Here is a 23,185-nt window from a genome sequence, read left to right as displayed (position 1 = left end):
GCGCCGTTTTACAGATTAACGCGTTCCGTATACGACGATGGTTTTACCATGGGCGGAGATCAGGTTCTGATCTTCGAGCATTTTGAGAATGCGGCCCACTGTTTCACGGGAACAACCGACGATCTGACCAATTTCCTGGCGAGTAATTTTAATTTGCATGCCGTCCGGATGGGTCATTGCGTCTGGCTGTTTCGCCAGGTTTAACAGCGTTTGCGCGATACGGCCGGTTACGTCCAGGAAGGCGAGGTTACCCACTTTTTCTGAAGTGACCTGCAGGCGACGCGCCATTTGCGAGGAAAGACGCATCAGGATATCCGGGTTAACCTGGATTAACTGACGGAATTTTTTGTACGAGATTTCAGCCACTTCACAAGCCGTTTTAGCGCGTACCCATGCACTGCGCTCCTGACCCTCTTCGAACAGGCCCAGTTCACCGATAAAATCTCCCTGGTTCAGGTAGGAGAGGATCATCTCTTTACCCTCTTCGTCCTTGATCAGCACTGCCACTGAGCCTTTAACGATGTAGTACAGCGTTTCCGCTTTTTCACCCTGGTGAATCAGCGTGCTCTTCGACGGGTACTTATGAATGTGGCAATGAGACAAGAACCATTCAAGCGTCGGGTCTGTTTGTGGTTTGCCAAGCACCATGCGCGATTATCCTCTGTTATAAGCTGTCTCAGACACAGGATGAGCCCCTACGTCTGGGGTTGCAATCTAAGCTTCCCGCATCCAGGGAAGTGGACCGTCAGCGTCATCTGCGGTCTCTAAAGTATGATGTCATGCATACATGCGTAACATCCATTTATCTCTGTAGCATCCAGAGTGTTTTAGCATAGCTTTTACCGCCTGTCTCCTGGTGTCTCGCTTCAGCATGACGCAGGTCGCCTTCCGTTGCGAGTTTTGTTATGTACGCGTAATCTGTAAAGAAAATTGCTACTCCGGAGTGAAGAAAATGCAGGCACGTGTGAAATGGGTTGAAGGGTTAACGTTCCTCGGTGAGTCCGCCTCGGGCCACCAAATCCTGATGGACGGTAACTCCGGCGACAAAGCACCAAGCCCGATGGAAATGGTGTTGATGGCGGCGGGCGGATGTAGCGCTATCGATGTGGTTTCTATTTTGCAAAAAGGGCGTCATGACGTGACCGACTGCGAAGTGAAGCTGACTTCAGAGCGTCGCGAAGAAGCGCCGCGCCTGTTTACCCACATCAATTTGCACTTTATCGTCACCGGTAAAGCGCTGAAGGACGCGGCGGTTTCCCGTGCGGTGGATTTATCCGCGGAGAAGTATTGCTCGGTGGCGTTGATGCTCGAAAAAGCGGTGAACATCACCCACTCTTACGAAGTTATCGAAGCCTGATGCGAAAAGCCCGGCAGCGTGTTGCTTACCGGGCTTTCTGCATTATTTGATCTTTTTGCCTTCCATCAGCCGTTGCACCAGCGGCGTCATAATCAACTCCATCGCCAGCCCCATTTTTCCGCCAGGCACCACCAGCGTATCCATATGCGAAATAAACGAGCCTTGCAGCATCGCCAGCAACCACGGGTAATCAATCCCTTCCAGGTTACGGAAGTGGATCACCACAAAACTTTCGTCCAGTGAGGGAATACCTTTCGCGGCGAACGGATTAGACGTATCCACCGTAGGGACACGCTGGAAGTTAATGTGCGTACGGGAAAATTGCGGCGTAATAAAATTGATGTAATCCTCCATCGAACGCACGACAGAATCCATTACTGCTTCACGCGAATGCCCGCGCTCGCTGGTATCGCGGACAAGTTTTTGGATCCACTCCAGGTTAACAATTGGCACCACGCCCACCAGCAAATCCACATGACGCGCGACATCGTTTTGCGGCGTCACCACGCCGCCGTGCAACCCTTCATAAAACAGCACATCGGTCGGTTCCGGCAACGGTTGCCACGGCGTAAACGTGCCCGGCACCTGGTTCCAGGGCACGGCTTCATCGTAGGTATGCAGGTATTTGCGCGCCTGGCCTTTGCCGGTTTGGCCATATTCGCTAAACGTCTGTTCCAGCAGACCAAAATCATTGGCTTCCGGGCCAAAATAGCTGATGTGTCGGCCAAGATCGCGCGCCTTACGGATAGCCATATCCATTTCCGGGCGGGTATAGCGATGGAAGCTGTCACCTTCCACTTCTGCCGCGTGCATATTGAGCTGGGCGAAGATCTTACGAAAGGCGAGGCTGGTGGTGGTGGTTCCCGCGCCGCTGGAGCCTGTAACGGCGATAACCGGATGTTTGGCGGACATAGCAACTCCCTGAATTAACGATTATTTCAGTATAGCCAGCCGCCATGTAATTGTTCAGTCGTGGAACTGCCCGCGCGGCATGATGTTGACCGTCTCGTGCAGTTCCGACCACACCAGTACGGCTTCGCCGCGTTGCAGTTGCCGTTTAACGTCGGCGACCTTTTGCTCAAGTGAACGTTCATGTTCACCATAATCAGTGCCTTCGCGCAAGACAAAGCTCTCAATCAGATTGTCCAGCGTCTGTGCATCAATCTCTTGCCAGGGAATAATCATCGTCTTTCCAGATAAGCGGATAACCAGTCAGGAATGCGTTTTTCCAGCCACATCTCCGGGCGGCGCAGCGTACCGCCGACAAACCCGACGTGGCCGCCGTGTTCCGTCAACTGATACTGAATATTGACGGGCAACTGCCCGACATCCGGGATCACATTGTTGTCCATAAACGGATCGTCTTTCGCGTGGATAATCAGCGTTGGTTTACGAATATCCGGCAACACCGGCATTGCGCTGCAGCGGCGATAGTAATCCAGCGCGTCGGCGAAACCGTGGATTTTCGCGGTGATCAGATCGTCGAACTCGCGAATACGGCGCAGCTTACGCAGCGCAGGCAACGTGGTTGGCAGCGAACCTGGATAAGCGCGTAATTTGCGCGCGGCGTTCGCTTTCAGCAAATTCAACAAGTAGCGCTGATAAACGCGGGAAAATCCCTTATCCATATGATAACTACAGGCTTCCAGCACCAGCGGCGCGGAAACAATCACCGCCGCGTCGACGGGCAAACTATCATCGGCTTTTGCCAATAAACAGCCGAGCATATTTCCGCCGAGCGAGTAACCCACCGCTGCGGTTGGTGCTGAACCAAACTCTTTACGCAGCCAGTGCAAAAACCAGGTGCCATCTTCGGTTTCGCCGGAGTGATAAATACGGTTCAAACGGTTAGGAATGCCGCTACAGCCGCGAAAATGCATCACCACGCCAAGCCAGCCGCGCTGCTTCGCCGCATGCACCAGACCGTGCGCGTACGGGCTGTGCAGGCTGCCCTCCAGGCCATGAAACACCACCAGCCGTGGTTTATGTTTCGCCTGATTCGGCTCTTCGCTCCAGGCCAAATCGACAAAGTCTCCATCCGGCAGCTCAAGGCGCTGCCACCAGGGTTCAAACTGTAGGCGTCGACGTAAAATGCGTGGCAGCATCGTTTGTAGATGCGGATTGCGCGCACCTGGCATTGGATGAAAGTTAAGCGAGTCTCCCTGATTTTCAAGGAAATTTGCAGGTGTAATATCTGCCATCTTGTCAATAAACGTAAGTAAATAGACGATTATTATACTTGTTAATAAATGGGCTGTTTAATACTTTGCTGCTGTTGTACCGTATATGCTTTTGCAGTCGGCCCGATAACTTTCTAAGAAATCTATTACTTTCATTGGATTACTGCCGTCTGCTTTTAAATCATTGAGGATGTATTAGATGACAGACAATACCTCGCGTGACCTTGCCGCGTCACCATCCCTGGGCCAAACCATTAACGACTTACCCGGCAGTGAAAATTTAACGCCTGCCGAGCAGACGCAAATCCAAAATATTGTCGACGAGATTAATATTAACGACCCGGTGTTCTCGCTCTCTTTTGGCGCGAAAACCATGAACAGCATCTCTCAGTTCTCTGATTCGCTGATGCAAGAAGTCCGCGCTAAAGACGCGGGGGTTATCGGTGCGCAATTGACCGACTTGCTGATGAAAATCAAACAGGTCGATATCAGTCACTTTGAGCAAAAACCGGGTTTTCTTGCCTCGCTTCCGCTGCTGGGTTCGCTATTTAACCGTATTGAACGCACCATGCTGGAGTACCAAACGCTGGCGAAGCAAGTCGATACCATCACCGAAAAACTCAACCAGGCGATGGTAGATCTGCTGCGTAATATCTCGGTACTGGAGATCCTCTTTGAGCGTAACCGCGATGTTTTCCAGCAAATCACGCTGCATATCATTGCCGGTAAACAAAAACTTGATGAGATAAAACGGAATGAAGTGCCTGCATTACAAGCTCAGGCGTCTGATCCGATGAACGCACAGCGTCTGCGCGACCTGATGGAGGGGATCCAGCGCTTCGAACGTCGTCTGCATGATTTAATGTTGTCGCGCACCATCGCTATGCAAAGCGCCCCACAAATTCGTCTGATGCAAAGTAACAGCCAATCACTGGCGGAAAAGATCCAGAGCAGCATCCTTTCCACCATTCCTGTCTGGAAGAGCCAAATCGCGCTGTCACTGTCGCTTCAGACTCAGCGTCAGGCAGCGAAACTGCAAAAAGACGTTGCTGATACCACCAATGACCTGCTGCGTCGCAATGCGGAAATGCTGCAAACCGGCACCCTGGAAACGGCGCGAGAAGTTGAGCGTTCTGTTGTCGATATCGAAACCCTGCGCGACGTGCAGTCACGCCTACTCAATACCCTTGAAGAGTCAGTGAAAATTGCCTCTGATGCGCGCGAGCGTCGTGCAGAAGTAGAAAAAGAGCTGGTCACGATGGAAAACGAAATGCGCACTCGCCTGGCTGATATTGCCAGCAGCAAGGCCGCACAGCCGTAAGATAAACGGAATAAGTTATGTTACAGAAATTACTCCTCCCTTTTGATCACATACGTGATAGCCGATGGATGCGCGTTTTTTTCCATCTGTTCATTTTCATTCTGGCAATGATGTTTCCCTCCTTCTTTAGTGCCATACCTACAGACGTCCAGCCTACTTTGCTGGAGAACGCACAGTGGAAAGGCGCATTAAGTACGCTGTACTGGTTTGCGTTCATCATCTTATGCAGGGGGCTTCTTTACGATCGCTCCTCACTGGTTATGGGCATCATCGCCGGAACAATTTGGTTATTCTTTGGCGATCCGGCAGCCATGCCTTTCTGGGCGGCAATAACAACGCTGGTTTTTCATTTTTGCCGAAGCCGACACAGCCTCATGAATGTTCATGGGTGGTATCTTTTCGTCGGTGTACTCATGTTTTTGGCCTACCAAAAACTTTTTGTTTTCAACGTTCCTCCCCTTTTCCTGATCCTGTATGGCTTGATGTTCGTCTCCCTCTTTTTAATAAAAAAATATGCGCAGTACATTGAAGTGCGTAACCAGCAGCGGCTCAAAATCAAACAAGCCCAGGTTAAGTTTGAAGAACAGCGCGAGCAGGAAGTAAAAAGTGCGTTGAGTAGGCAGATTTCTCGTCTGGAAGGCATCGGTCATCTACCTGCCGCATTAAAAAAAGAGCTGAACGTCATCACAAACACCGCGCGGTTAATTGAACTTTGTATGCAGAGAGATGAACGGGATGAACAGCCAGGACGGTTATTTCTCGAGCGTTATTTACCGATGGTTGAAACGATTGTTACTAAAGGGCTCTCACTCTCCAACCAGTTGAAAGAAGATCAGCAGCAACAGTCGCTTAACGAGCAACTGGAGGCGTTAAGAACGTTAGGTCTTGCCTTTCAGGAGAAGCACCAGGAGCTGTTAATAAACGATCAAACTGATTTAAAAACAGAGCTCTCAACACTGGATAAAATGCTAAAAACCGACGGTTACCGCAAGTGACCATCGTGTGGCGCCCGCATTTTTGCGGGTGCCGATAGCGTTACCCATCCGCCAATAAATTCCGCGAAAACAGATGGATGTCGACGCCCGGTTTGCGCCGCCATAAACGCGCTTTACGCGCGCCGGTCGCCACGCTTTCGCCGGTCTCTTCAAACATGCCAGAGGCTTCAAAGCGGCGAATCAAACTTTTACGCTGAATAGGCTGACCAAGGATTATCTCCGTCGCTTCCTGCAATTGTGCCTGGGTAAACGTATCGGGCAAACAGTAAACCGGCAGGAGCGAGTACATGGTTTTCTGCCGCAGCCGATGCAGTGCCGCCTGAATTATCGCCCGGTGATCAAAAGCCAGCTCCATGGTATCCAGCTCGCTGACCGGCACCCATTTCGCATCGCTAACGCTTGTAATATGCGGCGCGCAGGAGACCCATGAAATCAGCGCAAACCAGGCGATAGTCAGGCTCCAGCCGCGCGGATCGCGCTGCGGGCCGGAAAAGGTATCCAATTGTTCCAGCCATGATGGGGAAACGCCGGTTTTTTCCGTCAGTTTGCGCAGCGCCGTGGCGCGCGTGGATTCATCCTGCGCCATATCGATAAACCCGCCGGGCAATCCCCAGCGTCCTTGTTGCGGCTGGCTGGCTCGCTGAACCAATAACACGCAAAGCACCTGCTGATGCACCGTAAACAGCACGCTGTCCACCGTCACCAGCGGTGAGGGGAAACGGCTGGCATCATAAGATTTCAGATACTCTGCTTCACTGATCATCGCTTACTTGCTCCTTTTTACACGTCACAAGTTTATCAGCCTGCCCTGGTGCGGCAAGTTAACTTTTATCTGCTTAATTTTCATATAGTTAATCATTTATTTCCGGAATGATTAAAAAAATGCTTGCCTGATAAGTGTCTTATAGACAATATTAATTATGTCCAAGGGACACTAATCATTGAGTCGAGGTGAAAGATGGCGAGCAGAATCGAATTATTTATTGATAACGAGCAGGTTGCACTGAGCCATGGCGTCTTTCCGGACGGCGCCGTCTGGCTCAAAGTGACCGGCAAACTTCCTTCCTTCGCCCGGCAGATGCGGGTGCGTGTTGCCGCGATGCGCGATATGAACGACTTTATGCTGCTGGCACAACTGGTGGACGCCGTTCGTCATGCCGCCGATATCACGGTGAGTCACCTGGAACTGGCATGGTTACCGTGGGCGCGTCAGGACAGGCATATGGTGCCCGGCGACAGCTTCGCGCTGAAAGTTTTCGCAAACCTTCTCAATACACTCAATTTCAACAAAGTTTTTGTGCTCGACCCGCACAGCGACGCCGCTGCCGCAGCCATCAATAACTGCGTGGTCATCGCGCAGGAAAGCTGCTTGATGCAGAGCGAAACCCTGCGTCGCGCCATTGGCAATCGCGAGCTGATGCTGGTTGCGCCGGATGCCGGTGCGCTGAAGAAAATTCATAACGTGGCAAAAGCCAGTGGCGCGCAGGAGTACGCCATCCTCACAAAAGAGCGTGATGTCGCAACCGGAAACCTGACGAGTTTTGCGCTGGTGGCCGGAGACGTCGCGGGCAAAGACCTGCTGATCGTCGATGACCTTTGCGATGCAGGTGGCACATTTATTGGTTCAGCCCAGGTGCTGCGCGATGCCGGTGCCCGCAGCGTCAGCCTGTATGTCACGCACGGCGTCTTTTCCAAAGGGGTTGAGAACCTGCTGAATAACGGTATCGACGCGATTTACACCACCACATCCTTCACCTCGCCTGCGCTTACTGATCCGCGAGTTGAACTGATCGACATTGACGCTATTTTCCGCGCCTGAGGGAGACAACATCATGAATATCAATCCAATTCTGGCTATCGACGGTTACAAAGTTTCGCATCGCGTGCAGTACCCGCAGGGGACGACGCAGGTTTACTCCAATTTCACACCGCGCAGCGACCGCTTTTTCCAGTCGCCGGTTGCCGACGGCAAGCTGGTGTTCTTTGGTCTGCAGGGTTTCCTGAAGTGGTTTATGGTCGATCTGTTCAACGACGGCTTTTTTGCCCGCCCGGAAGAGGAAGTGGTTAACGAATACAAGCAGGTAATGGATAACTATCTCGGCAGGGATGCCGTGGCGGTCGATCACATTCGTGCGCTGCACCGTTTGGGCTACCTGCCGCTGCACATCAAGTCGCTGGATGAAGGCAGTAAAGTGCCGATGAAAGTGCCCGTTCTGACCATTACCAACACCCGTGAGGAGTTTTTCTGGCTGGTGAACTACCTGGAAACAGTGCTCTCTGCCGAGCTGTGGAAGGCCTCCACCAATGCGACCATCGCGCACCACTACCGCAAAATCTGCGAACAATGGGCAGCCAAAACCTGCACGGATTTGTCGCATCTCGATTTCCAGTGCCACGACTTCTCGTTTCGTGGCATGGCTGGGCTGCACGATACAGCGCAGGCTGGCGCGGGGCACTTACTGAGCTTTAAAGGCACCGACAGCATTCCCTCTCTGCTGTATGCCCGCGACCACTACACCGGCGGCGAAGCGTACTTCATTGGTGCCAGCATTCCGGCGACCGAGCACAGCGTAATGTGCATGGGCGAACACGACCATGAAATTGAAACGTTCCGCCGCCTGATCGCCGATATCTATCCGCAGGGATTTGTCTCTATCGTCTCCGATACCTGGGATTACTGGCGCGTACTGACGGAATATACCCGTGAACTGAAACAGGTAATCCAGGGGCGTGACGGGCGCGTGGTGTTCCGCCCGGACAGCGGTGATCCGGTGGACATTCTGTGCGGTACAGGCGCGGATGATGATACGAGTGCGGAGCGCAGCCCGGAGGAGAAAGGTTCGGTCGAAGTACTGTGGGAAATCTTTGGCGGCACGGTCAATGAGAAGGGCTACAAAGTGCTGGATCCGCATGTCGGCCTGATTTACGGCGACTCCATTACCCTGGCGCGTGCCAATGAGATCCTGCGCCGTCTGGAAGCCAAAGGTTTTGCCAGCTCTAACGTGGTGTTTGGTGTCGGCTCGTTTACCTATCAGTACAACACCCGGGACACCTTCGGTTTTGCGATGAAAGCCACCTGGGGCGCGGTCAACGGTGAAGGACGGATGATCTTCAAAGAGCCAAAAACCGATAACGGCCTGAAACGTTCGGCGCGTGGGTTATTACGTGTGGAGCGCGATGCGCAGGGCGAACTACAACTGCACGACGAACAGAGCTGGGAGCAGGAAAAAGGTGGCGAGCTGAAAACCCGCTTCCTCGACGGCAAACTTTATCAGACCGAGCATTTTGAACAGATCCGCCAGCGCCTGGCGAACCAGCACTAATCCTCAACTGGCGGTACGCCCGTACCGCCAGCGCTATAAGCCTTTCTGTCGATGTGGAAATTGACGCACATCACAAATACTTTCATTTGATTATTACTCTCAGGCTAATGATTTGGCCGCCTCCTTAATTGATGCCTTTCTCACCACGTCGCACACTAAGCTCAGTGTTAAGCAAGTCAAAATGATGAGCTGAATCAGGAGGTTAATAATGTTATCTGGGCAAACGCCAGCACAGGTATGGAACACGCGGCGCAGCGAGAAACAGCGCCGCCTGGCGTCCATTCCCGTGCAGGGCAAGGTACTGCCGACCGGCGACCTTGTCGCCATGCTGGAAAAACTGATTGCGCCGGGCGACCGCGTGGTGCTGGAAGGGAACAACCAAAAACAGGCGGATTTCCTCTCGCGAACACTTGCCGAAGTCAACCCGCAGAAAGTCCATGATCTGCATATGATTATGCCGAGCGTCGGGCGCAGCGAACATCTGGATATTTTTGAAAAGGGCATTGCCCGCAAGCTGGATTTCTCTTTCTCAGGCACGCAGAGTCTACGCATTTCGCAACTGCTGGAAGATGGTCTGCTGGAGATCGGCGCGATCCACACTTACATCGAACTTTACTCCCGCCTGTATGTGGATCTCTGCCCGAATGTGGCGCTGATTGCCGGTTATAAAGCGGACCGCAAAGGCAACCTCTACACCGGCCCAAGTACCGAAGATACCCCGGCGCTGGTGGAAGCCGCCGCCTTCCGCGACGGCATCGTTATCGCCCAGGTCAATGAACTGGTGGATGATGAATGTGACCTGCCGCGCGTTGATATTCCCGGCTCCTGGATCGATTACGTGGTAGTCGCTGACAAACCGTTCTTTATCGAGCCGCTGTTTACCCGCGACCCGCGCCTCATCAAGCAGGAACACATCCTGATGGCGATGATGGCGATCAAAGGCATCTACGCCGAGCATCAGGTGCAGTCGCTCAACCACGGTATCGGCTTTAACACCGCGGCGATTGAACTGCTGCTGCCGACTTATGGTGAGCAGCTCGGGCTGAAAGGCAAAATTTGTAAACACTGGACGCTGAACCCGCACCCGACGCTGATCCCGGCGATTGAAAGCGGCTGGGTGGAAAGTGTGCACTGCTTCGGCGGCGAACTGGGGATGGAAGAGTACATCCGCGCCCGCCCTGACGTGTTCTTTACCGGTGCCGACGGTTCCATGCGTTCCAACCGCGCGTTCTGCCAGTTAGCGGGTCAGTATGCGGTCGATATGTTTATCGGCTCGACGTTACAAGTCGATGGCCTGGCGAACTCCTCGACTGTAACGCGCGGTCGTCTCTCCGGCTTTGGTGGCGCGCCAAATATGGGTCACGACCCACACGGTCGCCGCCACGCCACACCGGCCTGGCTGAACATGATCACTGAACCTGATCCGATGCAGCGCGGTAAAAAACTGGTGGTGCAGATGGTGGAAACCTTCCAGGCCGGAGCGAAACCGACATTCGTGGAAAAACTCGATGCGGTGGAGGTGGCGAAAAGCGCCGGTATGCCGCTGGCGCCGGTGATGATTTATGGCGATGACGTGACGCACGTGCTGACCGAAGAGGGGATTGCTTACCTCTATCGCGCTGAAAGCCTTGAAGAGCGCCGGGCGATGGTCGCGGCGGTGGCAGGCATCACCGATATCGGTCTGGGCGTTGACGCCAAACGTGTCGCCCAGCTTCGCCAGAGCGGCAAAGTGGTCTATCCGGAAGATATGGGCATTCGCCGCACTGACGCGACCCGTTCGTTGCTGGCGGCCAGCAGCGTCGCGGATCTGGTTGAGTGGTCCGGCGGTCTTTACAACCCACCTGCGAAATTCCGGAGCTGGTAATGAAACTTCTGCCACGGATTGACGCTGAAGGCGGTGCCGAATGGTTGGCGCGAACCGCCACACTGTGTCTGATTGACGAAGCACGATTAAGCCCGAAGCCCGGTCTGGTGGACAGCCGGGGGAGTGGCGCGCATCACGATTTAACGCTCGAACTGATGGAGCGTTCCGCGCATAGCCTGACCCCCACGTTTCAGGCGCTGGCGCAACAAAGCTGGCTGCGGCCAGCGGATGTGGCGCTCAGACAAACCATCGGGCGATTAGGTCGGGAAGGTGAGCAGCAGATGATGGCGGCCACCGGTGGCGTGAATACCCATCGCGGTGCGATCTGGGCATTAGGGTTGTTGGTAAGCGCGGTGGCCATGTCGGGCGGTAACGCACCGGCACAGGCCATTGTCGCCACGGCCGCAAAGCTGGCGCAACTGCCGGATGACGCTGCACCGAAGCTGTTCAGTAAAGGGCTGCGCGCCACCCACCGTTACCGGGTGCCGGGCGCGCGCGAAGAGGCGCAGCAAGGCTTTCCGCACATTATCAAGCTGGCGCTGCCGCAATTGCAGCACAGCCGCCAGCGCGGCAGCAGCGAAGCACAGGCGCAGCTTGATACGTTGATGGCCATCATGACCTCGCTCAGCGATACCTGCGTGCTTTCCCGCGCGGGTCTGGAGGGTCTGGAGGCGATGCGCCAGGGCGCGAGTGCGGTGCTGCACGCCGGTGGTGTTGCGTCAATTGCGGGCCAGCAAGCGTTAGCCGAACTGGACGCGCGGATGCTGGCGCTTAACGCATCGCCGGGCGGCGCGGCAGATTTACTCGCGGCGACACTGTTTCTCGATCGCATGACCACGCCTTATTTAGCGAATTAAGAGGAAGTTATGGAACACATTACGATAACCGTGCCTGCTGGCCGCGCATTACGCGGTAAAGCGCTGGCGGGCGTTGTGGGCTCCGGGGATATGGAGGTGTTATTCACCGCCGACCAGGGGCAAACACTGACAATTGAAATTACCACCTCCGTGGATAACAGCCGTGGACGTTGGGAAGCGCTGTTCAACCGTCTCGGTCTGGTAAGCACGCTGCCTGCGGGCCAGCTTGTGATCCACGATTTCGGCGCGACGCCCGGTGTGGCGCGCATCCGTATCGAACAGGTATTCGAAGAGGTGAGCTATGCGTGACGATCGCAGTTTTATCGAACTCAAAGCGCGCCAACGCGCGCAGGCGCTGCTCGATGACGGCAGCTATCGCGAATTACTCGACCCGTTTGAAGGCATCATTTCGCCGTGGTTAGGCCCGCAGGGCATTGTGCCGCAGGCGGACGACGGCATGGTGGTCGCCAAAGGCACCATCAACGGCCAACCTGCTGTGGTTGTCGCGATTGAAGGCGCGTTCCAGGGCGGCAGCATGGGCGAAGTCTCCGGCGCGAAAATGGCGGCGGCACTTGAGCTGGCGGCGGAAGATAACCGTAACGGCATCCCAACGCAGGCGGTGCTGTGCCTTGAAACCGGCGGCGTGCGTTTGCAGGAAGCGAACCTTGGGCTGGCGGCGATTGCTGATATTCACGCGGCGATTGTTGACCTGCGCCGCTACACGCCGGTTATCGGCATCGTTGCCGGTACGGTTGGCTGCTTCGGCGGGATGTCTATCGCCGCTGCGCTCTGTAGCTACCTGATTGTGACGCGCGAAGCCCGTCTTGGTCTGAACGGCCCGCAGGTTATCGAACAGGAAGCCGGGATCGAAGAGTACGACTCCCGTGACCGTCCGTTTATCTGGAGCATGACCGGCGGCGAAGTGCGGTATCGCAGCGGGCTGGTGGATGCGCTGGTCGGCGACGGCATCCATGCGGTGAAACAGGCGATGAACGAGGCGATTGCCAAAGGCGTCCCTGCTAAACATCGCACCGATAACTACGACGATTATCTGCAACGTCTGACTCGCTTCGACACCCGCAAACAAGCGGATGCCGAACAGATCAGCGCGTTGTTTGCCGGGGAGGGGAAAGCATGAGTACGACAGTAAGCCGCGGCGCGTTATGGCTGGAAAAACTGGCGCCGAATGCGCAACGTCTGAGCGGGCTGTGTCCGTCTGTACAGGCAGCCGATGGCAAGGTTAACGGTGAAGCGGTGCGTTTTATCGCCGTGGTGCCGGATGTCAACAACCATTATCCGCGTGCGGCGAAAGGTGAAGTTGGCCTGCTGGAGGGCTGGACGCTGGCGAAAGTGGTGAGCGAAACCGTTGCCGCCGATGCCAACAACAGCGTGAAGCGCCCCATCATTGCGGTGATTGATGTGCCAAGCCAGGCCTATGGTCGTCGCGAAGAAGCCTTTGGTATTCACCAGGCGCTAGCCGGTGCGGCGGCGGCCTACGCCAATGCGCGTCTGGCGGGCCATCCGGTGATTGGTTTGATCGTCGGTAAAGCGATGTCCGGGGCGTTTCTGGCCCACGGCTACCAGGCGAACCGTCTGATCGCCTTTAACGATGCTGGTGTGCTGATCCACGCGATGGGTAAAGAATCGGCGGCGCGTATTACCTTGCGTACCGTGGAAGCGCTGGAAAAACTGGCGGCCACCATTCCACCGATGGCTTATGACATCAGCAACTACGCGACGCTGGGGCTGCTTGCCGACTTGCTCTCTATCAGCAATCCGGACGCGCCCTCAGAGGCCGATCTGGCGCAGGTGCAGAGCACGTTGCACCAGGCCATCAACGACGCGCGTCAGGACACCACGTTGAAAAACCGTCTCGGTGCTGACAACCGCCGCAGCTCCGCTCTCGTGCGCGAACGCATGAAAGCGAGCTGGTAAGTAAAAAGAAACCTGCCAGATAGCAACGCATGGGCGCGCGCGCCGCGCTCATGCGCTACTGAAAATAATAACCATCGCGCTAGTGCTATTTCTTTTCCTTTTAAAGGCTTACAGGTGATTTATGACTTACGTAATTGTTCATGCCCTCGCACCGATCTTCGTCATCATGTTGCTGGGTTTCTGGGCGGGAAAGGCCAAAATGGTCGATAACAAAAACGTTTCCCTGCTGAATATCTTTGTAATGGATTTTGCCCTGCCGGCTGCGCTGTTTAGCGCCACGGTTCAGACGCCGTGGAGCGGGATCATCGCCCAGTCTCCGCTGATTGTGGTGCTGGTGCTCTCCATGTGGATTACCTACGCCGCCATCTATTTCCTGGCGACCTCGGTTTTCAAAAAATCGCCGCAGGATGCCGCCGTGCTGACGCTGACTGTCGCCCTGCCGAACTACGCCGCGCTTGGCCTGCCGATTCTGGGCAGCGTGCTGGGGGAAGGCCCGTCGACCTCGTTGTCAGTAGCGGTCTCCATCGCCTGTGGTTCAGTACTGATGACCCCGTTCTGCTTACTGATCCTTGAGCGTGAAAAAGCACGCGCTGCGGGCGGTAATACCGGTTCTACGCTGGCGATGCTGCCGGTGCTGATGTGGCGTTCGGTGAAAAAACCGATTGTCTGGGGGCCGCTGCTGGGTGTGGTGCTGTCCGCTATTGGCATTAAAATGCCGGAACTGGTGCTGGCTTCGATTAAACCGCTGGGCCTTTCCGCTACGGCTGCGGCGCTGTTCCTGACCGGGGTTATCCTCTCTGCGCGTAAACTTGCCATCAATACCATGGTGATTTCTGCCACCATCACCAAACTGCTGATCCAACCGGCGATCGCATGGGGGATTGTGCTGGTGCTGGGTCTGCACGGCTCGGTGGCGATCACCGCGATTCTGATGATTGCGCTGGCTGCCGGTTTCTTCGGGGTGGTATTTGGTAACCGCTTTGGCGTGCAATCGCCGGATGCAGAAGCTGTACTGCTGTTGAGCTCTGTGCTCTGTATCCTGTCGTTGCCGCTGTTTATCTCGCTGACTTCAGGAATGTAATTATGACCACAACATTACGCCCGCACGATCTGCTCTGGCTTCGCGCACAAGATGCGCTGGAAGGGGTAACCGAGCCCTGGGTCGCAGAGCACTGGCACGCTGGTTTGCCGGTGGTAGTGCGGCGTGATGTTGCACAAGACGGTCGCATCCCCGTTGGCGTGCGCGGCCTGCGCCGCGACCAACGTGCTGCGGGGTGGGTAAAGCCTGAACAGGTTATCCGTGTGGTCTCACCCGAACAGCTGGTCGCACCGCAGGAACTGCTGCGTTCGCCGTATATCTCCCAGCCGCCGGTACAACTGGCGCTGCAACTGGCGCAGTTTTCCTGGCCGTGGACGTGGGGTGTTACCGGCAGCACCGGTTATGCGCTGGCGACCGGCATTCCGGTTATCCATGCGACCAGCGATCTCGACATGCTGATCCGCGCGCCGGAACCGCTTTCTACCCGCGATCTGGCCCGCTGGCAACAGCAGCTTAGCGGCGGGCTTTGCCGGGCGGATACCCAGGTAGAAACTCCAAACGGCGGCTTTGCCTTAGCCGAATGGCTACGCGACGGGCGAGTGATGCTGAAAACCAACCACGGGCCGCGTCTGGTGAGCGACCCCTGGCAAAGGGAGGATTCATGAAGATCATCTTTACTTTTCCGGGGCAGGGGACACAACGCCCGGGAATGTTACAAGCGCTTCCCGGCAGTGAAATGGACCAAGCCCGCGACCTGTTGGGCGCGGAAATCGACACCCTCGATACCGCCGAATCGCTAAAGCATACCCGCGCGGTACAACTGGCGCTGCTGATTGCCGGTGTCGCCTGGGCGCGTGAATTACAGCGTCGGGGCGTGCGCGTGGATATCACCAGCGGCCTGTCGATTGGCGCGTATCCGGCGGCGGTGATTGCTGGCGCGCTCGATTTTCAGGATGCGCTGCGGCTGGTGGCGTTGCGGGGTGATTTGATGGAACAGGCGTATCCGCACGGTTACGGGCTGACGGCGATTATGGGGCTGACGTTGCCCACGGTCGAAACGTTAATCGAAGGTAGCGGGGCGTATATCGCTAATCTCAATGCCGAAACGCAGATTGTTATCGCTGGTAGCGATGAAGCGATGGCGCAAGTGGCGCAACGGGCATTAGCAAAAGGGGCGAACAAAGCGCAGCGTCTGGCAGTCAGCGTTCCTTCCCACTGCGCGTTACTGGAGAAACCCGCCGCAAAACTGGCGCAGGCGTTTGCGGATGTCACGCTCCGCCGCCCGCAGTGCGCTTATTTAAGCGGCAGCACCGGGCGCGTGTTATGGCAGCCGGAGAAAATCGCCGACGATCTGGCGTGGAATATGGCGCGTACCGTGCGCTGGCAAGAGGCGGTGGTTGCCGCTAATGAACGTGATGCGCGGCTGGCGATCGAAATGCCGCCGGGCGGTGTGCTGACCTGCCTGACCAGGCAAGCCGCGTGGAATGGCGAAAGCATTTCACTGGAACGCAACGGTGTGGATGTGGCGGTGCATCTGGCGAATCGCCTCAGGATGCAGGCGTAATGTTTTCTTGCAGGCTGCGGGCGTACATGCGGCCTTCCGCCGCCAGCGCCAGCAAGTTGGGATCGCGCTCGCGATTGCGTGAAAAGACAATGGCGATCAACTGCTGCATTTGATACGGCTCGGCGAGGCGCAACATCTGCACGGATCCTTCGTAGACTTTTTTCATTCTTCCCGGCATCAGCGTAAATCCGACGCCCGCCTGCACCAGGCTTAGCATGGAGAAGATGTCATTGACGCGGGTGACAATTTCCGGCTCAAACCCGGCAATGTGAAACGCCTCCTGAAACCCGGCGTAAGTGGCGAAGCCTTCAGCCAGCGAGACAAATTTTTGCGTGCGGTAATCCCGCAGATCGGCGAGCGTATCGGTTTTTAACGTCGCGCTCGCCGGTGCGGCAAGGAAGATGTCGTCATGAAACAGCGGCAGAACTTCGAGGTTGTTGCGGTCGATTTCGCTTTCTGAAATGGAGATCAAAATCGCGTCGAGTCTGCTTTCCTCAAGCATCTGCAACAGCGTTTCGTTTGAGCCCATCGTCAGATCCATCTCCAGATCCGGACGCCGTAATTTCATTCCCATTATCAGGCGTGGTACGGTTTCCAGCGTCAGGGAGTAGAGCGTGCCGACACGCAACCGCCCCTGGCCGACGCCGGCAGTTTTACGCGCTTCATCCAGCCCGCGCTCCATCAACTGCGTCACTTCCTGGCAATACTCCAGCAATGTCCACGCGGCAGGCAGCGGGATGAGATTACGGCCTTTATGGGCAAACAGCGGGCAACGGACATTCTCTTCCAGCGTATGCAGCGCACGGTGTACGCTGACACCGCTGAGATTGAGCGCTTCGGCGGCGCGCGCAATATTGCCCTTTTCCATAAAGGCCATAAAGATAGCCAGCTTGCGAAACGTAATGTCGTTGGTGATATCCAGATTCATAAGCTCTCTCGCCGCCGTTGTTGCCTGTTACTCCCCCTGCAACATGGCTTCCAGTTGCTCGTGCGCTTCCAGCCAGGCCATTTCGCACTCTTCAAGGCCCGATTTTGCCGCCGCCTGCTGTTGCAAACAGGTGGTTAGCTCTGCTTTACGGCTTTGATCGTAAAGCCCGCTGTCACCGAGTTTTTCTTCGGCCTGCGCAAGCTGCGCGTTGAGTTTTTCCATCTCTTTTTCCAGCCGGGCAATCTCTTTGCGCAGCGGCTGAGTTTGTGTGCGCAGCTCCGCTTCCCGGCGCTTCTGATCTTTGCGCGCCTGGGCGCTGTTGGCGCTCTCTTTTACCGACTCCGCAGGCTGGCTTTCCTGTTTTTGCACGTCGCTCAGCCACTGCTGGTAATCTTCCAGATCGCCTTCGAACGGCTCCACTTTGCCATCGTGAACCAGATAGAGATCGTCGGTGGTGGAGCGAATCAGGTGGCGATCGTGCGAGACAACCACTAATGCGCCTTCAAACTCAATCAGCGCTTCGGTCAGCGCCTGGCGCATATCCAGATCGAGGTGGTTGGTCGGTTCATCGAGCAGCAGCAGGTTCGGGCGCTGCCAGACGATCAGCGCCAGCACCAGACGCGCTTTTTCGCCGCCGGAGAAGCGTTCAGTTATTTCTGTGACTTTATCGCCTTGGAAACCAAAGCCGCCGAGATAATCGCGCAGTTTCTGCTCCAGCTCCTGCGGCGCCAGGCGCGCCAGGTGCTGCAACGGCGATTCGTCAGCGCGTAAAAATTCCAGTTGATGCTGGGCGAAGTAACCGAGCTTGATACCTTTCGCCAGCCCGATTTCCCCGCTCTGCGCCGCCAGTTCACCCGCCAGCAATTTAATCAGCGTGGATTTCCCCGCGCCGTTGCGGCCCAGCAGGCCAATGCGCGAACCCGGCACCAGATTCAGCTTGATGGCGTTCAGAATGGTGCGATCGCCGTAACCTGCGCTCACTTTTTCCATCTTTAACAGCGGATTGGGCAGGCTTTCCGGCGGGCGGAAACTGAAGTGGAACGGATTATCGACGTGCGCCGGGGCAATCAGTTCCATGCGTTCAAGCATTTTGATACGGCTTTGCGCCTGTTTCGCTTTACTGGCTTTCGCTTTAAAACGGTCGATAAAGCTTTGCAGGTGGGCAACGCGCTGCTGCTGGCTTTCGTAGGTGGCCTGCTGCTGGGCAAGGCGCGTGGCGCGCTGGCGCTCAAACGAGCTGTAGTTGCCGGTGTATTCGAACAGGCTTTGCTGCTCGATATGCAGAATTTTGTCCACTACCGGATCGAGGAAATCGCGATCGTGAGAAATCAGGATCAGCGTTCCCTGATAACTTTTCAGCCACTTCTCCAGCCAGATCACCGCGTCGAGATCCAGATGGTTGGTCGGTTCATCAAGCAGCAGTAAGTCCGAGCGGCAAATCAGCGCCTGCGCGAGGTTTAAACGCATACGCCAGCCACCGGAGAAGTCGCTTACCGGGCGCTCTAGCTGTTCGTTGCTAAAGCCCAGACCGTGCAGCAGGCTGGAGGCGCGTGAGCGAATGGTCCACGCGTCAATTGCGTCGAGCTTTCCGTGCACGGTGGCAATCGCGTGCCCGTCGTTACGTTCGTTGGCGGCGTTTAGCTCGGCTTCAAGCTTGCGATATTCGCGATCGCCATCGATCACATAGTCTATGGCCGCTTCATTCAGCGCTGGCGTTTCCTGGTTCACCCAGGCCAGTTGCCAGGTGCCGGGATAGGTGAAGCTGCCGCCGTCGGCGCTAATCTCGTTTTTCAACAGCGACAGCAGCGTTGATTTGCCGCAGCCGTTTTTACCTACCAGGCCTACTTTCTGGCCCGGGTTAATGGTGGCTGTGGCGTTATCCAGCAGGACACGCACGCCGCGACGAATTTGTAACGAGGAGAAAACAATCATAAGGCGCCGTATGTTCAGACTATGTTAATTTGTCATTATGATAATGTAAGCGTGCGGCCAAAAGACGCACCAGGGCCGCAATGGTAGCCCAAAATGAAGATGATAGACAAAATCATTCTGGCAGCGTCCACAGGCCGCTCGCCAGAGTTTGACGCCCGGGAGGGAAATGATGTCGCAGACAGCGAAAGTGTTGCTGCTGTATGCCCATCCGGAATCACAGGACTCGGTGGCTAACCGGGTTTTGCTTAAGCCGGCAACGCAGCTGCAAAATGTCACGGTGCACGATCTTTATGCCCGTTACCCTGACTTTTTTATCGATATTCCTTATGAACAGGCGTTGCTGCGTGAGCATGACGTCATTGTGTTTCAACATCCGCTCTATACCTACAGCTGCCCGGCGCTGCTCAAAGAGTGGCTTGACCGAGTGTTAAGCCGCGGTTTTGCCAGCGGCATTGGCGGGAACCAACTCGCGGGAAAGTATTGGCGCAGCGTGGTCACGACCGGGGAACCGGAGGCCGCGTATCGCCACGATGGGCTTAACCGCTACTCCATGAATGATATTTTGCGTCCGTTTGAGCTGACTGCCGCCATGTGCCGTATGCACTGGTTAAGCCCGATTATTGTCTACTGGGCGCGCCGGCAACAGCCGCAGGAGTTGGCGAGTCACGCGAAAGCTTATGGTGACTGGCTGGCGTCGCCGTTGCCTCCAGGAGGCCGTTAATGGAAGGTTCCGCGCTCTTACTGGCCGGTGTGTTGTTTCTTTTTGCGGCGGTTGTCGCCGTTCCGCTCGCCGCGCGTTTAGGGATTGGCGCGGTGCTCGGCTATTTGCTGGCGGGTATCGCGATTGGCCCGTGGGGGCTGGGGTTTATCAGCGATGTTGATGAAATCCTCCATTTCTCCGAGCTGGGCGTGGTGTTCCTGATGTTTATCATCGGGCTGGAGCTGAATCCGCGAAAACTTTGGGAGCTTCGGCGCTCAATTTTTGGCGTGGGCGCGGCGCAGGTGCTGCTCAGTGCGGCGATCCTCGCCGGGCTGCTGATGTTGACGCAATTCTCCTGGCAGGCGGCGGTGATTGGCGGTATCGGTCTGGCGATGTCCTCCACCGCGATGGCGCTGCAACTAATGCGTGATAAAGGCATGAACCGCAGCGAATCCGGCCAACTGGGATTTTCGGTGCTGCTGTTTCAGGATTTAGCGGTGATCCCGGCGCTGGCACTGGTGCCGCTGCTGGCAGGCAATGGCGATGAACATCTCGACTGGATGAAGGTTGGCATGAAAGTGCTGGCATTCGCGGGCATGTTGATCGGCGGGCGTTACTTGTTGCGGCCGGTGTTCCGCTTTATTGCCGGTTCCGGCGTGCGTGAAGTGTTTACCGCCGCGACGTTACTGTTGGTGCTTGGTTCGGCGCTGTTTATGGATGCGCTAGGGTTATCGATGGCGCTGGGAACCTTTATCGCCGGCGTGCTGTTAGCGGAGAGCGAATATCGCCACGAGCTGGAAATCGCTATCGAGCCTTTTAAGGGGCTGTTGCTGGGACTGTTTTTTATTTCCGTTGGCATGGCGCTGAACCTCGGGGTGCTCTATACCCATCTGTTATGGGTGGTGCTGAGCGTTGCGGTGCTGGTGGCGGTGAAATCACTGGTGCTGTACGTGCTGGCGCGAATATACGGTTTGCGCAGTTCGGAGCGGATGCAGTTTGCCGGTGTGTTAAGCCAGGGCGGTGAATTCGCGTTTGTCTTGTTTTCTTCGGCGTCTTCTCAGCGCTTGTTCCAGAACGATCAAATGGCGCTGCTGCTGGTGACCGTCACGTTGTCGATGATGACCACGCCGCTGCTGATGCGCGGCGTGGATAAACTGCTCTCGCGACGCTTTAACACCCCGGAAGATGAAGATGAAACCCCATGGGTGGAAGACGACAAACCACAGGTTATTGTGGTGGGATTTGGGCGTTTTGGTCAGGTGATTGGCCGCCTGTTAATGGCAAATAAGATGCGCATTACCGTGCTGGAGCGCGATATCAGCGCCGTCAACCTGATGCGTAAATATGGTTATAAGGTCTATTACGGGGATGCAACCCAGGTGGAGTTGCTACGTTCGGCGGGCGCGGAAGCGGCGCAATCGATCGTCATCACCTGTAATGACCCGCTGGATACGATGAAGCTGGTGGAGATTTGCCAGCAGCATTTTCCGAACCTGGCAATCCTGGCGCGTGCTCGCGGGCGTGTGGAAGCGCATGAACTGCTGCAGGCCGGTGTGACGCAATTTTCCCGCGAGACGTTCTCCAGTGCGCTGGAGTTAGGGCGCAAGACGCTTATTTCGCTGGGGATGCATCCGCATCAGGCTCAGCGTGCGCAACTGCACTTTAAACGTTTAGATATGCGTATGCTGCGCGAACTGATGCCGGTGCATACCGATACGATGCAAATTTCCCGTGTCCGCGAAGCGCGGCGCGAGCTGGAGGAGATTTTCCAGCGTGAAATGCAGCAAGAGCGTCGCCAGCTGGATGGTTGGGACGAGTTTGAATAAGGGGAATCGAATGGCTGTACGAAAACGTTTTATCGCCGGGGCGGTTTGCCCGGCCTGCCAGGCGAAGGACTCAATGGCAATGTGGCGTGAGAATAATGTCGATATTGTTGAGTGCGTTAAGTGTGGGCACCAGATGCGTGAAGCGGATAAAGAAGCTCGCGAGCATGTTCGCAAAGATGAGCAAGTGATTGGGATTTTTCATCCGGACTAGCGAGATCGGGCAGCTTTTTTTAAGCTAAAGGGTACACGGGTGCAGAATTCCGCTACAATCTGCGCCAGTAATTTTCCCACGCTCAGGAGATATCATGAAAGTAGCAAAAGACCTGGTGGTCAGCCTGGCCTATCAGGTACGTACAGAAGACGGTGTATTGGTTGATGAGTCTCCGGTGAGTGCGCCGCTGGACTACCTGCACGGTCACGGTTCCCTGATCTCTGGTCTGGAGAACGCGCTGGACGGTCACGAAGTCGGCGACAAATTCGATGTGGCTGTTGGCGCGAACGACGCTTACGGTCAGTACGACGAAAACCTGGTACAGCGCGTACCGAAAGACGTCTTTATGGGCGTTGACGAGCTGCAGGTTGGCATGCGTTTCCTGGCGGAAACCGACCAGGGCCCGGTACCGGTAGAAATCACCGAAGTGGAAGACGACCACGTTGTTGTTGACGGCAACCACATGCTGGCTGGCCAGAACCTGAAATTCAACGTTGAAGTTGTCGCTATTCGCGAAGCAACCGAAGAAGAACTGGCTCATGGCCACGTTCACGGTCCGCACGGTCACGATCATGACCACGATCATGACGGTTGCTGCGGCGGCCACGGTCACGATCACGGCCATGACCACGGGAAAGGTGGTTGCGGCGGTAATGGCGGTTGCGGCTGCCACTAATACGCGTCGTCTTTCGCGTTGCAGGGGTGTTGGCTTCACTTTCAAACCCCGGTCGCATAGTTTTCTGTGCTCCCGGGGATTTTCAAGTTTGCCGCCTGCCTGCAACTCGACATTCATAGCGTCATTGATAAGCGGGGAAACCCGCTTTTTTTACGCCTCAATAATGGGGCGGCGGCGTCTCTTCTGAAGGGGATGCCATGTGCGAAGGCTGGCTGGCTTTGAGTTTTTCAGCCATTAACCGCAGATGTTCACGCAGCTTCGCCATTTCCAGTTCATGGGCGACAACCGTCTGGTTTAATTCCTCGATGGTCATCTCCTGAAAAGCCAACCGGCTTTCCAGTTCTGCCAGTCGCGCTTCTGTTGTTAACTCTTGCATACATCACCTCTGGATTGCGTCCGGCCCGATTTTCGTTAAACGGGCGAATTTTACTGAACTTTGCCGCCAGGTACAGCTCTGGCAAAGAAAAGCAGAAACTT

At 55.7% G+C, this 23,185-nt stretch carries 25 protein-coding genes; 17 read left to right on the top strand and 8 right to left on the bottom strand.

Features of this window, described 5'->3' with window-relative positions:
* Positions 1–15: 15 nt before the first annotated feature.
* The gene (crp, locus tag IP581_RS21375) at positions 16–648 is read right to left on the bottom strand and encodes a cAMP-activated global transcriptional regulator CRP (RefSeq protein ID WP_000242758.1); all 633 of its coding nucleotides are present in this window, start codon (positions 646–648) and stop codon (positions 16–18) included.
* Positions 649–952: 304 nt separating this feature from the next.
* Here crp and IP581_RS21370 point away from each other — a divergent pair, with 304 nt between their 5' ends.
* Complete coding sequence (locus IP581_RS21370; RefSeq protein WP_086872663.1) at positions 953–1,357, top strand: OsmC family protein; 405 nt, start codon at positions 953–955, stop codon at positions 1,355–1,357.
* Positions 1,358–1,399: 42 nt separating this feature from the next.
* On the opposite strand, the gene IP581_RS21365 is transcribed toward IP581_RS21370, so the two are convergent.
* The 3 genes from IP581_RS21365 to IP581_RS21355 are packed head-to-tail and all read right to left on the bottom strand — an operon-like array spanning position 1,400 to position 3,558.
* Positions 1,400–2,269 (bottom strand): phosphoribulokinase, encoded by an 870-nt coding sequence (locus IP581_RS21365; protein WP_017459871.1) that lies wholly within the window; start codon positions 2,267–2,269, stop codon positions 1,400–1,402.
* Between the two features lie 54 nt (positions 2,270–2,323).
* Entirely contained in the window at positions 2,324–2,542 is a 219-nt protein-coding gene (locus tag IP581_RS21360; protein ID WP_017459872.1) for a YheU family protein, read from the bottom strand.
* On the bottom strand, positions 2,539–3,558 hold the full coding sequence (locus tag IP581_RS21355) for a hydrolase (protein WP_193821300.1): 1,020 nt from the start codon (positions 3,556–3,558) through the stop codon (positions 2,539–2,541). The genes IP581_RS21360 and IP581_RS21355 overlap by 4 nt, the downstream gene beginning before the upstream one ends.
* 178 nt (positions 3,559–3,736) lie before the next feature.
* Between IP581_RS21355 and IP581_RS21350 the strand changes: the two genes are divergently transcribed.
* Complete coding sequence (locus IP581_RS21350; protein ID WP_097399946.1) at positions 3,737–4,858, top strand: toxic anion resistance protein; 1,122 nt, start codon at positions 3,737–3,739, stop codon at positions 4,856–4,858.
* A gap of 17 nt (positions 4,859–4,875) precedes the next feature.
* Positions 4,876–5,853 (top strand): 5-bromo-4-chloroindolyl phosphate hydrolysis family protein, encoded by a 978-nt coding sequence (locus IP581_RS21345; RefSeq protein WP_097399947.1) that lies wholly within the window; start codon positions 4,876–4,878, stop codon positions 5,851–5,853.
* A 40-nt stretch (positions 5,854–5,893) separates the two neighbouring features.
* Here the strand turns inward: IP581_RS21345 and IP581_RS21340 are convergent, their stop codons facing one another.
* Positions 5,894–6,616 (bottom strand): NUDIX hydrolase, encoded by a 723-nt coding sequence (locus IP581_RS21340; RefSeq protein WP_097399948.1) that lies wholly within the window; start codon positions 6,614–6,616, stop codon positions 5,894–5,896.
* Positions 6,617–6,811: 195 nt separating this feature from the next.
* Here IP581_RS21340 and prs point away from each other — a divergent pair, with 195 nt between their 5' ends.
* The 10 genes from prs (at position 6,812) to mdcH (ending at position 16,435) form a co-directional block, all read left to right on the top strand.
* Positions 6,812–7,672, top strand: coding sequence for a ribose-phosphate diphosphokinase (prs, locus tag IP581_RS21335; protein WP_086872659.1), 861 nt, complete (start codon positions 6,812–6,814; stop codon positions 7,670–7,672).
* A gap of 13 nt (positions 7,673–7,685) precedes the next feature.
* Entirely contained in the window at positions 7,686–9,176 is a 1,491-nt protein-coding gene (locus IP581_RS21330) for a nicotinate phosphoribosyltransferase (protein ID WP_097399949.1), read from the top strand.
* Between the two features lie 208 nt (positions 9,177–9,384).
* Positions 9,385–11,040, top strand: a complete 1,656-nt coding sequence (gene mdcA, locus IP581_RS21325) for a malonate decarboxylase subunit alpha (RefSeq protein ID WP_086872656.1) — start codon at positions 9,385–9,387, stop codon at positions 11,038–11,040.
* Positions 11,040–11,897, top strand: coding sequence for a triphosphoribosyl-dephospho-CoA synthase (locus tag IP581_RS21320; RefSeq protein ID WP_193821299.1), 858 nt, complete (start codon positions 11,040–11,042; stop codon positions 11,895–11,897). Before mdcA ends, IP581_RS21320 begins: the two co-directional genes overlap by 1 nt.
* A 9-nt stretch (positions 11,898–11,906) precedes the next feature.
* On the top strand, positions 11,907–12,206 hold the full coding sequence (mdcC, locus tag IP581_RS21315; RefSeq protein WP_020455512.1) for a malonate decarboxylase acyl carrier protein: 300 nt from the start codon (positions 11,907–11,909) through the stop codon (positions 12,204–12,206).
* A complete protein-coding gene (locus IP581_RS21310) occupies positions 12,199–13,035 on the top strand; it encodes a biotin-independent malonate decarboxylase subunit beta (RefSeq protein ID WP_193821298.1) in 837 nt (278 codons plus the stop codon). Before mdcC ends, IP581_RS21310 begins: the two co-directional genes overlap by 8 nt.
* Complete coding sequence (gene mdcE, locus IP581_RS21305; RefSeq protein WP_193821297.1) at positions 13,032–13,832, top strand: biotin-independent malonate decarboxylase subunit gamma; 801 nt, start codon at positions 13,032–13,034, stop codon at positions 13,830–13,832. Before IP581_RS21310 ends, mdcE begins: the two co-directional genes overlap by 4 nt.
* Before the next feature lie 121 nt (positions 13,833–13,953).
* Positions 13,954–14,913, top strand: coding sequence for an AEC family transporter (locus IP581_RS21300; protein WP_017459884.1), 960 nt, complete (start codon positions 13,954–13,956; stop codon positions 14,911–14,913).
* Between the two features lie 2 nt (positions 14,914–14,915).
* Entirely contained in the window at positions 14,916–15,536 is a 621-nt protein-coding gene (locus IP581_RS21295) for a malonate decarboxylase holo-ACP synthase (RefSeq protein ID WP_193821296.1), read from the top strand.
* Positions 15,533–16,435 carry a malonate decarboxylase subunit epsilon gene (gene mdcH, locus IP581_RS21290; RefSeq protein ID WP_193821295.1) on the top strand — a complete coding sequence of 301 codons (903 nt, stop codon included), beginning with the start codon at positions 15,533–15,535 and terminating at the stop codon, positions 16,433–16,435. Before IP581_RS21295 ends, mdcH begins: the two co-directional genes overlap by 4 nt.
* Here mdcH and IP581_RS21285 read toward each other — a convergent pair.
* Positions 16,419–17,363, bottom strand: coding sequence for a LysR family transcriptional regulator (locus IP581_RS21285; RefSeq protein WP_086872647.1), 945 nt, complete (start codon positions 17,361–17,363; stop codon positions 16,419–16,421). The two genes, mdcH and IP581_RS21285, sit on opposite strands and share 17 nt — an antisense overlap.
* A 27-nt stretch (positions 17,364–17,390) precedes the next feature.
* Positions 17,391–19,295 carry an ABC transporter ATP-binding protein gene (locus IP581_RS21280; RefSeq protein ID WP_097399956.1) on the bottom strand — a complete coding sequence of 635 codons (1,905 nt, stop codon included), beginning with the start codon at positions 19,293–19,295 and terminating at the stop codon, positions 17,391–17,393.
* Between the two features lie 169 nt (positions 19,296–19,464).
* On the opposite strand from IP581_RS21280, the gene kefG reads away from it, so the two are divergent.
* The 4 genes from kefG to slyD all read left to right on the top strand — a co-directional run bounded on the left by kefG (position 19,465) and on the right by slyD (position 22,708).
* Positions 19,465–20,016, top strand: coding sequence for a glutathione-regulated potassium-efflux system ancillary protein KefG (gene kefG, locus IP581_RS21275; RefSeq protein ID WP_208616145.1), 552 nt, complete (start codon positions 19,465–19,467; stop codon positions 20,014–20,016).
* Positions 20,016–21,821 carry a glutathione-regulated potassium-efflux system protein KefB gene (kefB, locus tag IP581_RS21270; RefSeq protein WP_017459890.1) on the top strand — a complete coding sequence of 602 codons (1,806 nt, stop codon included), beginning with the start codon at positions 20,016–20,018 and terminating at the stop codon, positions 21,819–21,821. Before kefG ends, kefB begins: the two co-directional genes overlap by 1 nt.
* Positions 21,822–21,831: 10 nt before the next feature.
* Positions 21,832–22,032, top strand: a complete 201-nt coding sequence (locus IP581_RS21265) for a YheV family putative zinc ribbon protein (RefSeq protein ID WP_017459891.1) — start codon at positions 21,832–21,834, stop codon at positions 22,030–22,032.
* A gap of 94 nt (positions 22,033–22,126) precedes the next feature.
* Positions 22,127–22,708 (top strand): peptidylprolyl isomerase, encoded by a 582-nt coding sequence (gene slyD, locus IP581_RS21260; protein WP_065369504.1) that lies wholly within the window; start codon positions 22,127–22,129, stop codon positions 22,706–22,708.
* Positions 22,709–22,865: 157 nt separating this feature from the next.
* Here slyD and IP581_RS21255 read toward each other — a convergent pair whose 3' ends face one another.
* Positions 22,866–23,084, bottom strand: coding sequence for a protein SlyX (locus IP581_RS21255; protein WP_086872642.1), 219 nt, complete (start codon positions 23,082–23,084; stop codon positions 22,866–22,868).
* Positions 23,085–23,185 lie beyond the last annotated feature (101 nt).

Source organism: Kosakonia pseudosacchari, assembly GCF_015167415.1.
Lineage (GTDB): Bacteria > Pseudomonadota > Gammaproteobacteria > Enterobacterales > Enterobacteriaceae > Kosakonia > Kosakonia pseudosacchari.
This window is presented reverse-complemented; position numbering and strand designations above follow the sequence as displayed.

Bases quoted from the DNA above. Each gene is read 5' to 3' on its own strand.
- IP581_RS21300 (WP_017459884.1), top strand. From the start codon at position 13,954: ATGACTTACGTAATTGTTCATGCCCTCGCACCGATCTTCGTCATCATG.
- kefG (WP_208616145.1), top strand. From the start codon at position 19,465: ATGTCGCAGACAGCGAAAGTGTTGCTGCTGTATGCCCATCCGGAATCA.
- IP581_RS21350 (WP_097399946.1), top strand. From the start codon at position 3,737: ATGACAGACAATACCTCGCGTGACCTTGCCGCGTCACCATCCCTGGGC.
- mdcE (WP_193821297.1), top strand. From the start codon at position 13,032: ATGAGTACGACAGTAAGCCGCGGCGCGTTATGGCTGGAAAAACTGGCG.
- IP581_RS21295 (WP_193821296.1), top strand. From the start codon at position 14,916: ATGACCACAACATTACGCCCGCACGATCTGCTCTGGCTTCGCGCACAA.
- IP581_RS21370 (WP_086872663.1), top strand. From the start codon at position 953: ATGCAGGCACGTGTGAAATGGGTTGAAGGGTTAACGTTCCTCGGTGAG.
- prs (WP_086872659.1), top strand. From the start codon at position 6,812: ATGGCGAGCAGAATCGAATTATTTATTGATAACGAGCAGGTTGCACTG.
- IP581_RS21280 (WP_097399956.1), bottom strand. From the start codon at position 19,295: ATGATTGTTTTCTCCTCGTTACAAATTCGTCGCGGCGTGCGTGTCCTG.
- IP581_RS21285 (WP_086872647.1), bottom strand. From the start codon at position 17,363: ATGAATCTGGATATCACCAACGACATTACGTTTCGCAAGCTGGCTATC.
- IP581_RS21320 (WP_193821299.1), top strand. From the start codon at position 11,040: ATGAAACTTCTGCCACGGATTGACGCTGAAGGCGGTGCCGAATGGTTG.
- slyD (WP_065369504.1), top strand. From the start codon at position 22,127: ATGAAAGTAGCAAAAGACCTGGTGGTCAGCCTGGCCTATCAGGTACGT.
- mdcA (WP_086872656.1), top strand. From the start codon at position 9,385: ATGTTATCTGGGCAAACGCCAGCACAGGTATGGAACACGCGGCGCAGC.
- IP581_RS21355 (WP_193821300.1), bottom strand. From the start codon at position 3,558: ATGGCAGATATTACACCTGCAAATTTCCTTGAAAATCAGGGAGACTCG.
- mdcH (WP_193821295.1), top strand. From the start codon at position 15,533: ATGAAGATCATCTTTACTTTTCCGGGGCAGGGGACACAACGCCCGGGA.
- crp (WP_000242758.1), bottom strand. From the start codon at position 648: ATGGTGCTTGGCAAACCACAAACAGACCCGACGCTTGAATGGTTCTTG.
- IP581_RS21265 (WP_017459891.1), top strand. From the start codon at position 21,832: ATGGCTGTACGAAAACGTTTTATCGCCGGGGCGGTTTGCCCGGCCTGC.
- IP581_RS21345 (WP_097399947.1), top strand. From the start codon at position 4,876: ATGTTACAGAAATTACTCCTCCCTTTTGATCACATACGTGATAGCCGA.
- mdcC (WP_020455512.1), top strand. From the start codon at position 11,907: ATGGAACACATTACGATAACCGTGCCTGCTGGCCGCGCATTACGCGGT.
- IP581_RS21255 (WP_086872642.1), bottom strand. From the start codon at position 23,084: ATGCAAGAGTTAACAACAGAAGCGCGACTGGCAGAACTGGAAAGCCGG.
- IP581_RS21340 (WP_097399948.1), bottom strand. From the start codon at position 6,616: ATGATCAGTGAAGCAGAGTATCTGAAATCTTATGATGCCAGCCGTTTC.
- IP581_RS21360 (WP_017459872.1), bottom strand. From the start codon at position 2,542: ATGATTATTCCCTGGCAAGAGATTGATGCACAGACGCTGGACAATCTG.
- kefB (WP_017459890.1), top strand. From the start codon at position 20,016: ATGGAAGGTTCCGCGCTCTTACTGGCCGGTGTGTTGTTTCTTTTTGCG.
- IP581_RS21365 (WP_017459871.1), bottom strand. From the start codon at position 2,269: ATGTCCGCCAAACATCCGGTTATCGCCGTTACAGGCTCCAGCGGCGCG.
- IP581_RS21330 (WP_097399949.1), top strand. From the start codon at position 7,686: ATGAATATCAATCCAATTCTGGCTATCGACGGTTACAAAGTTTCGCAT.
- IP581_RS21310 (WP_193821298.1), top strand. From the start codon at position 12,199: ATGCGTGACGATCGCAGTTTTATCGAACTCAAAGCGCGCCAACGCGCG.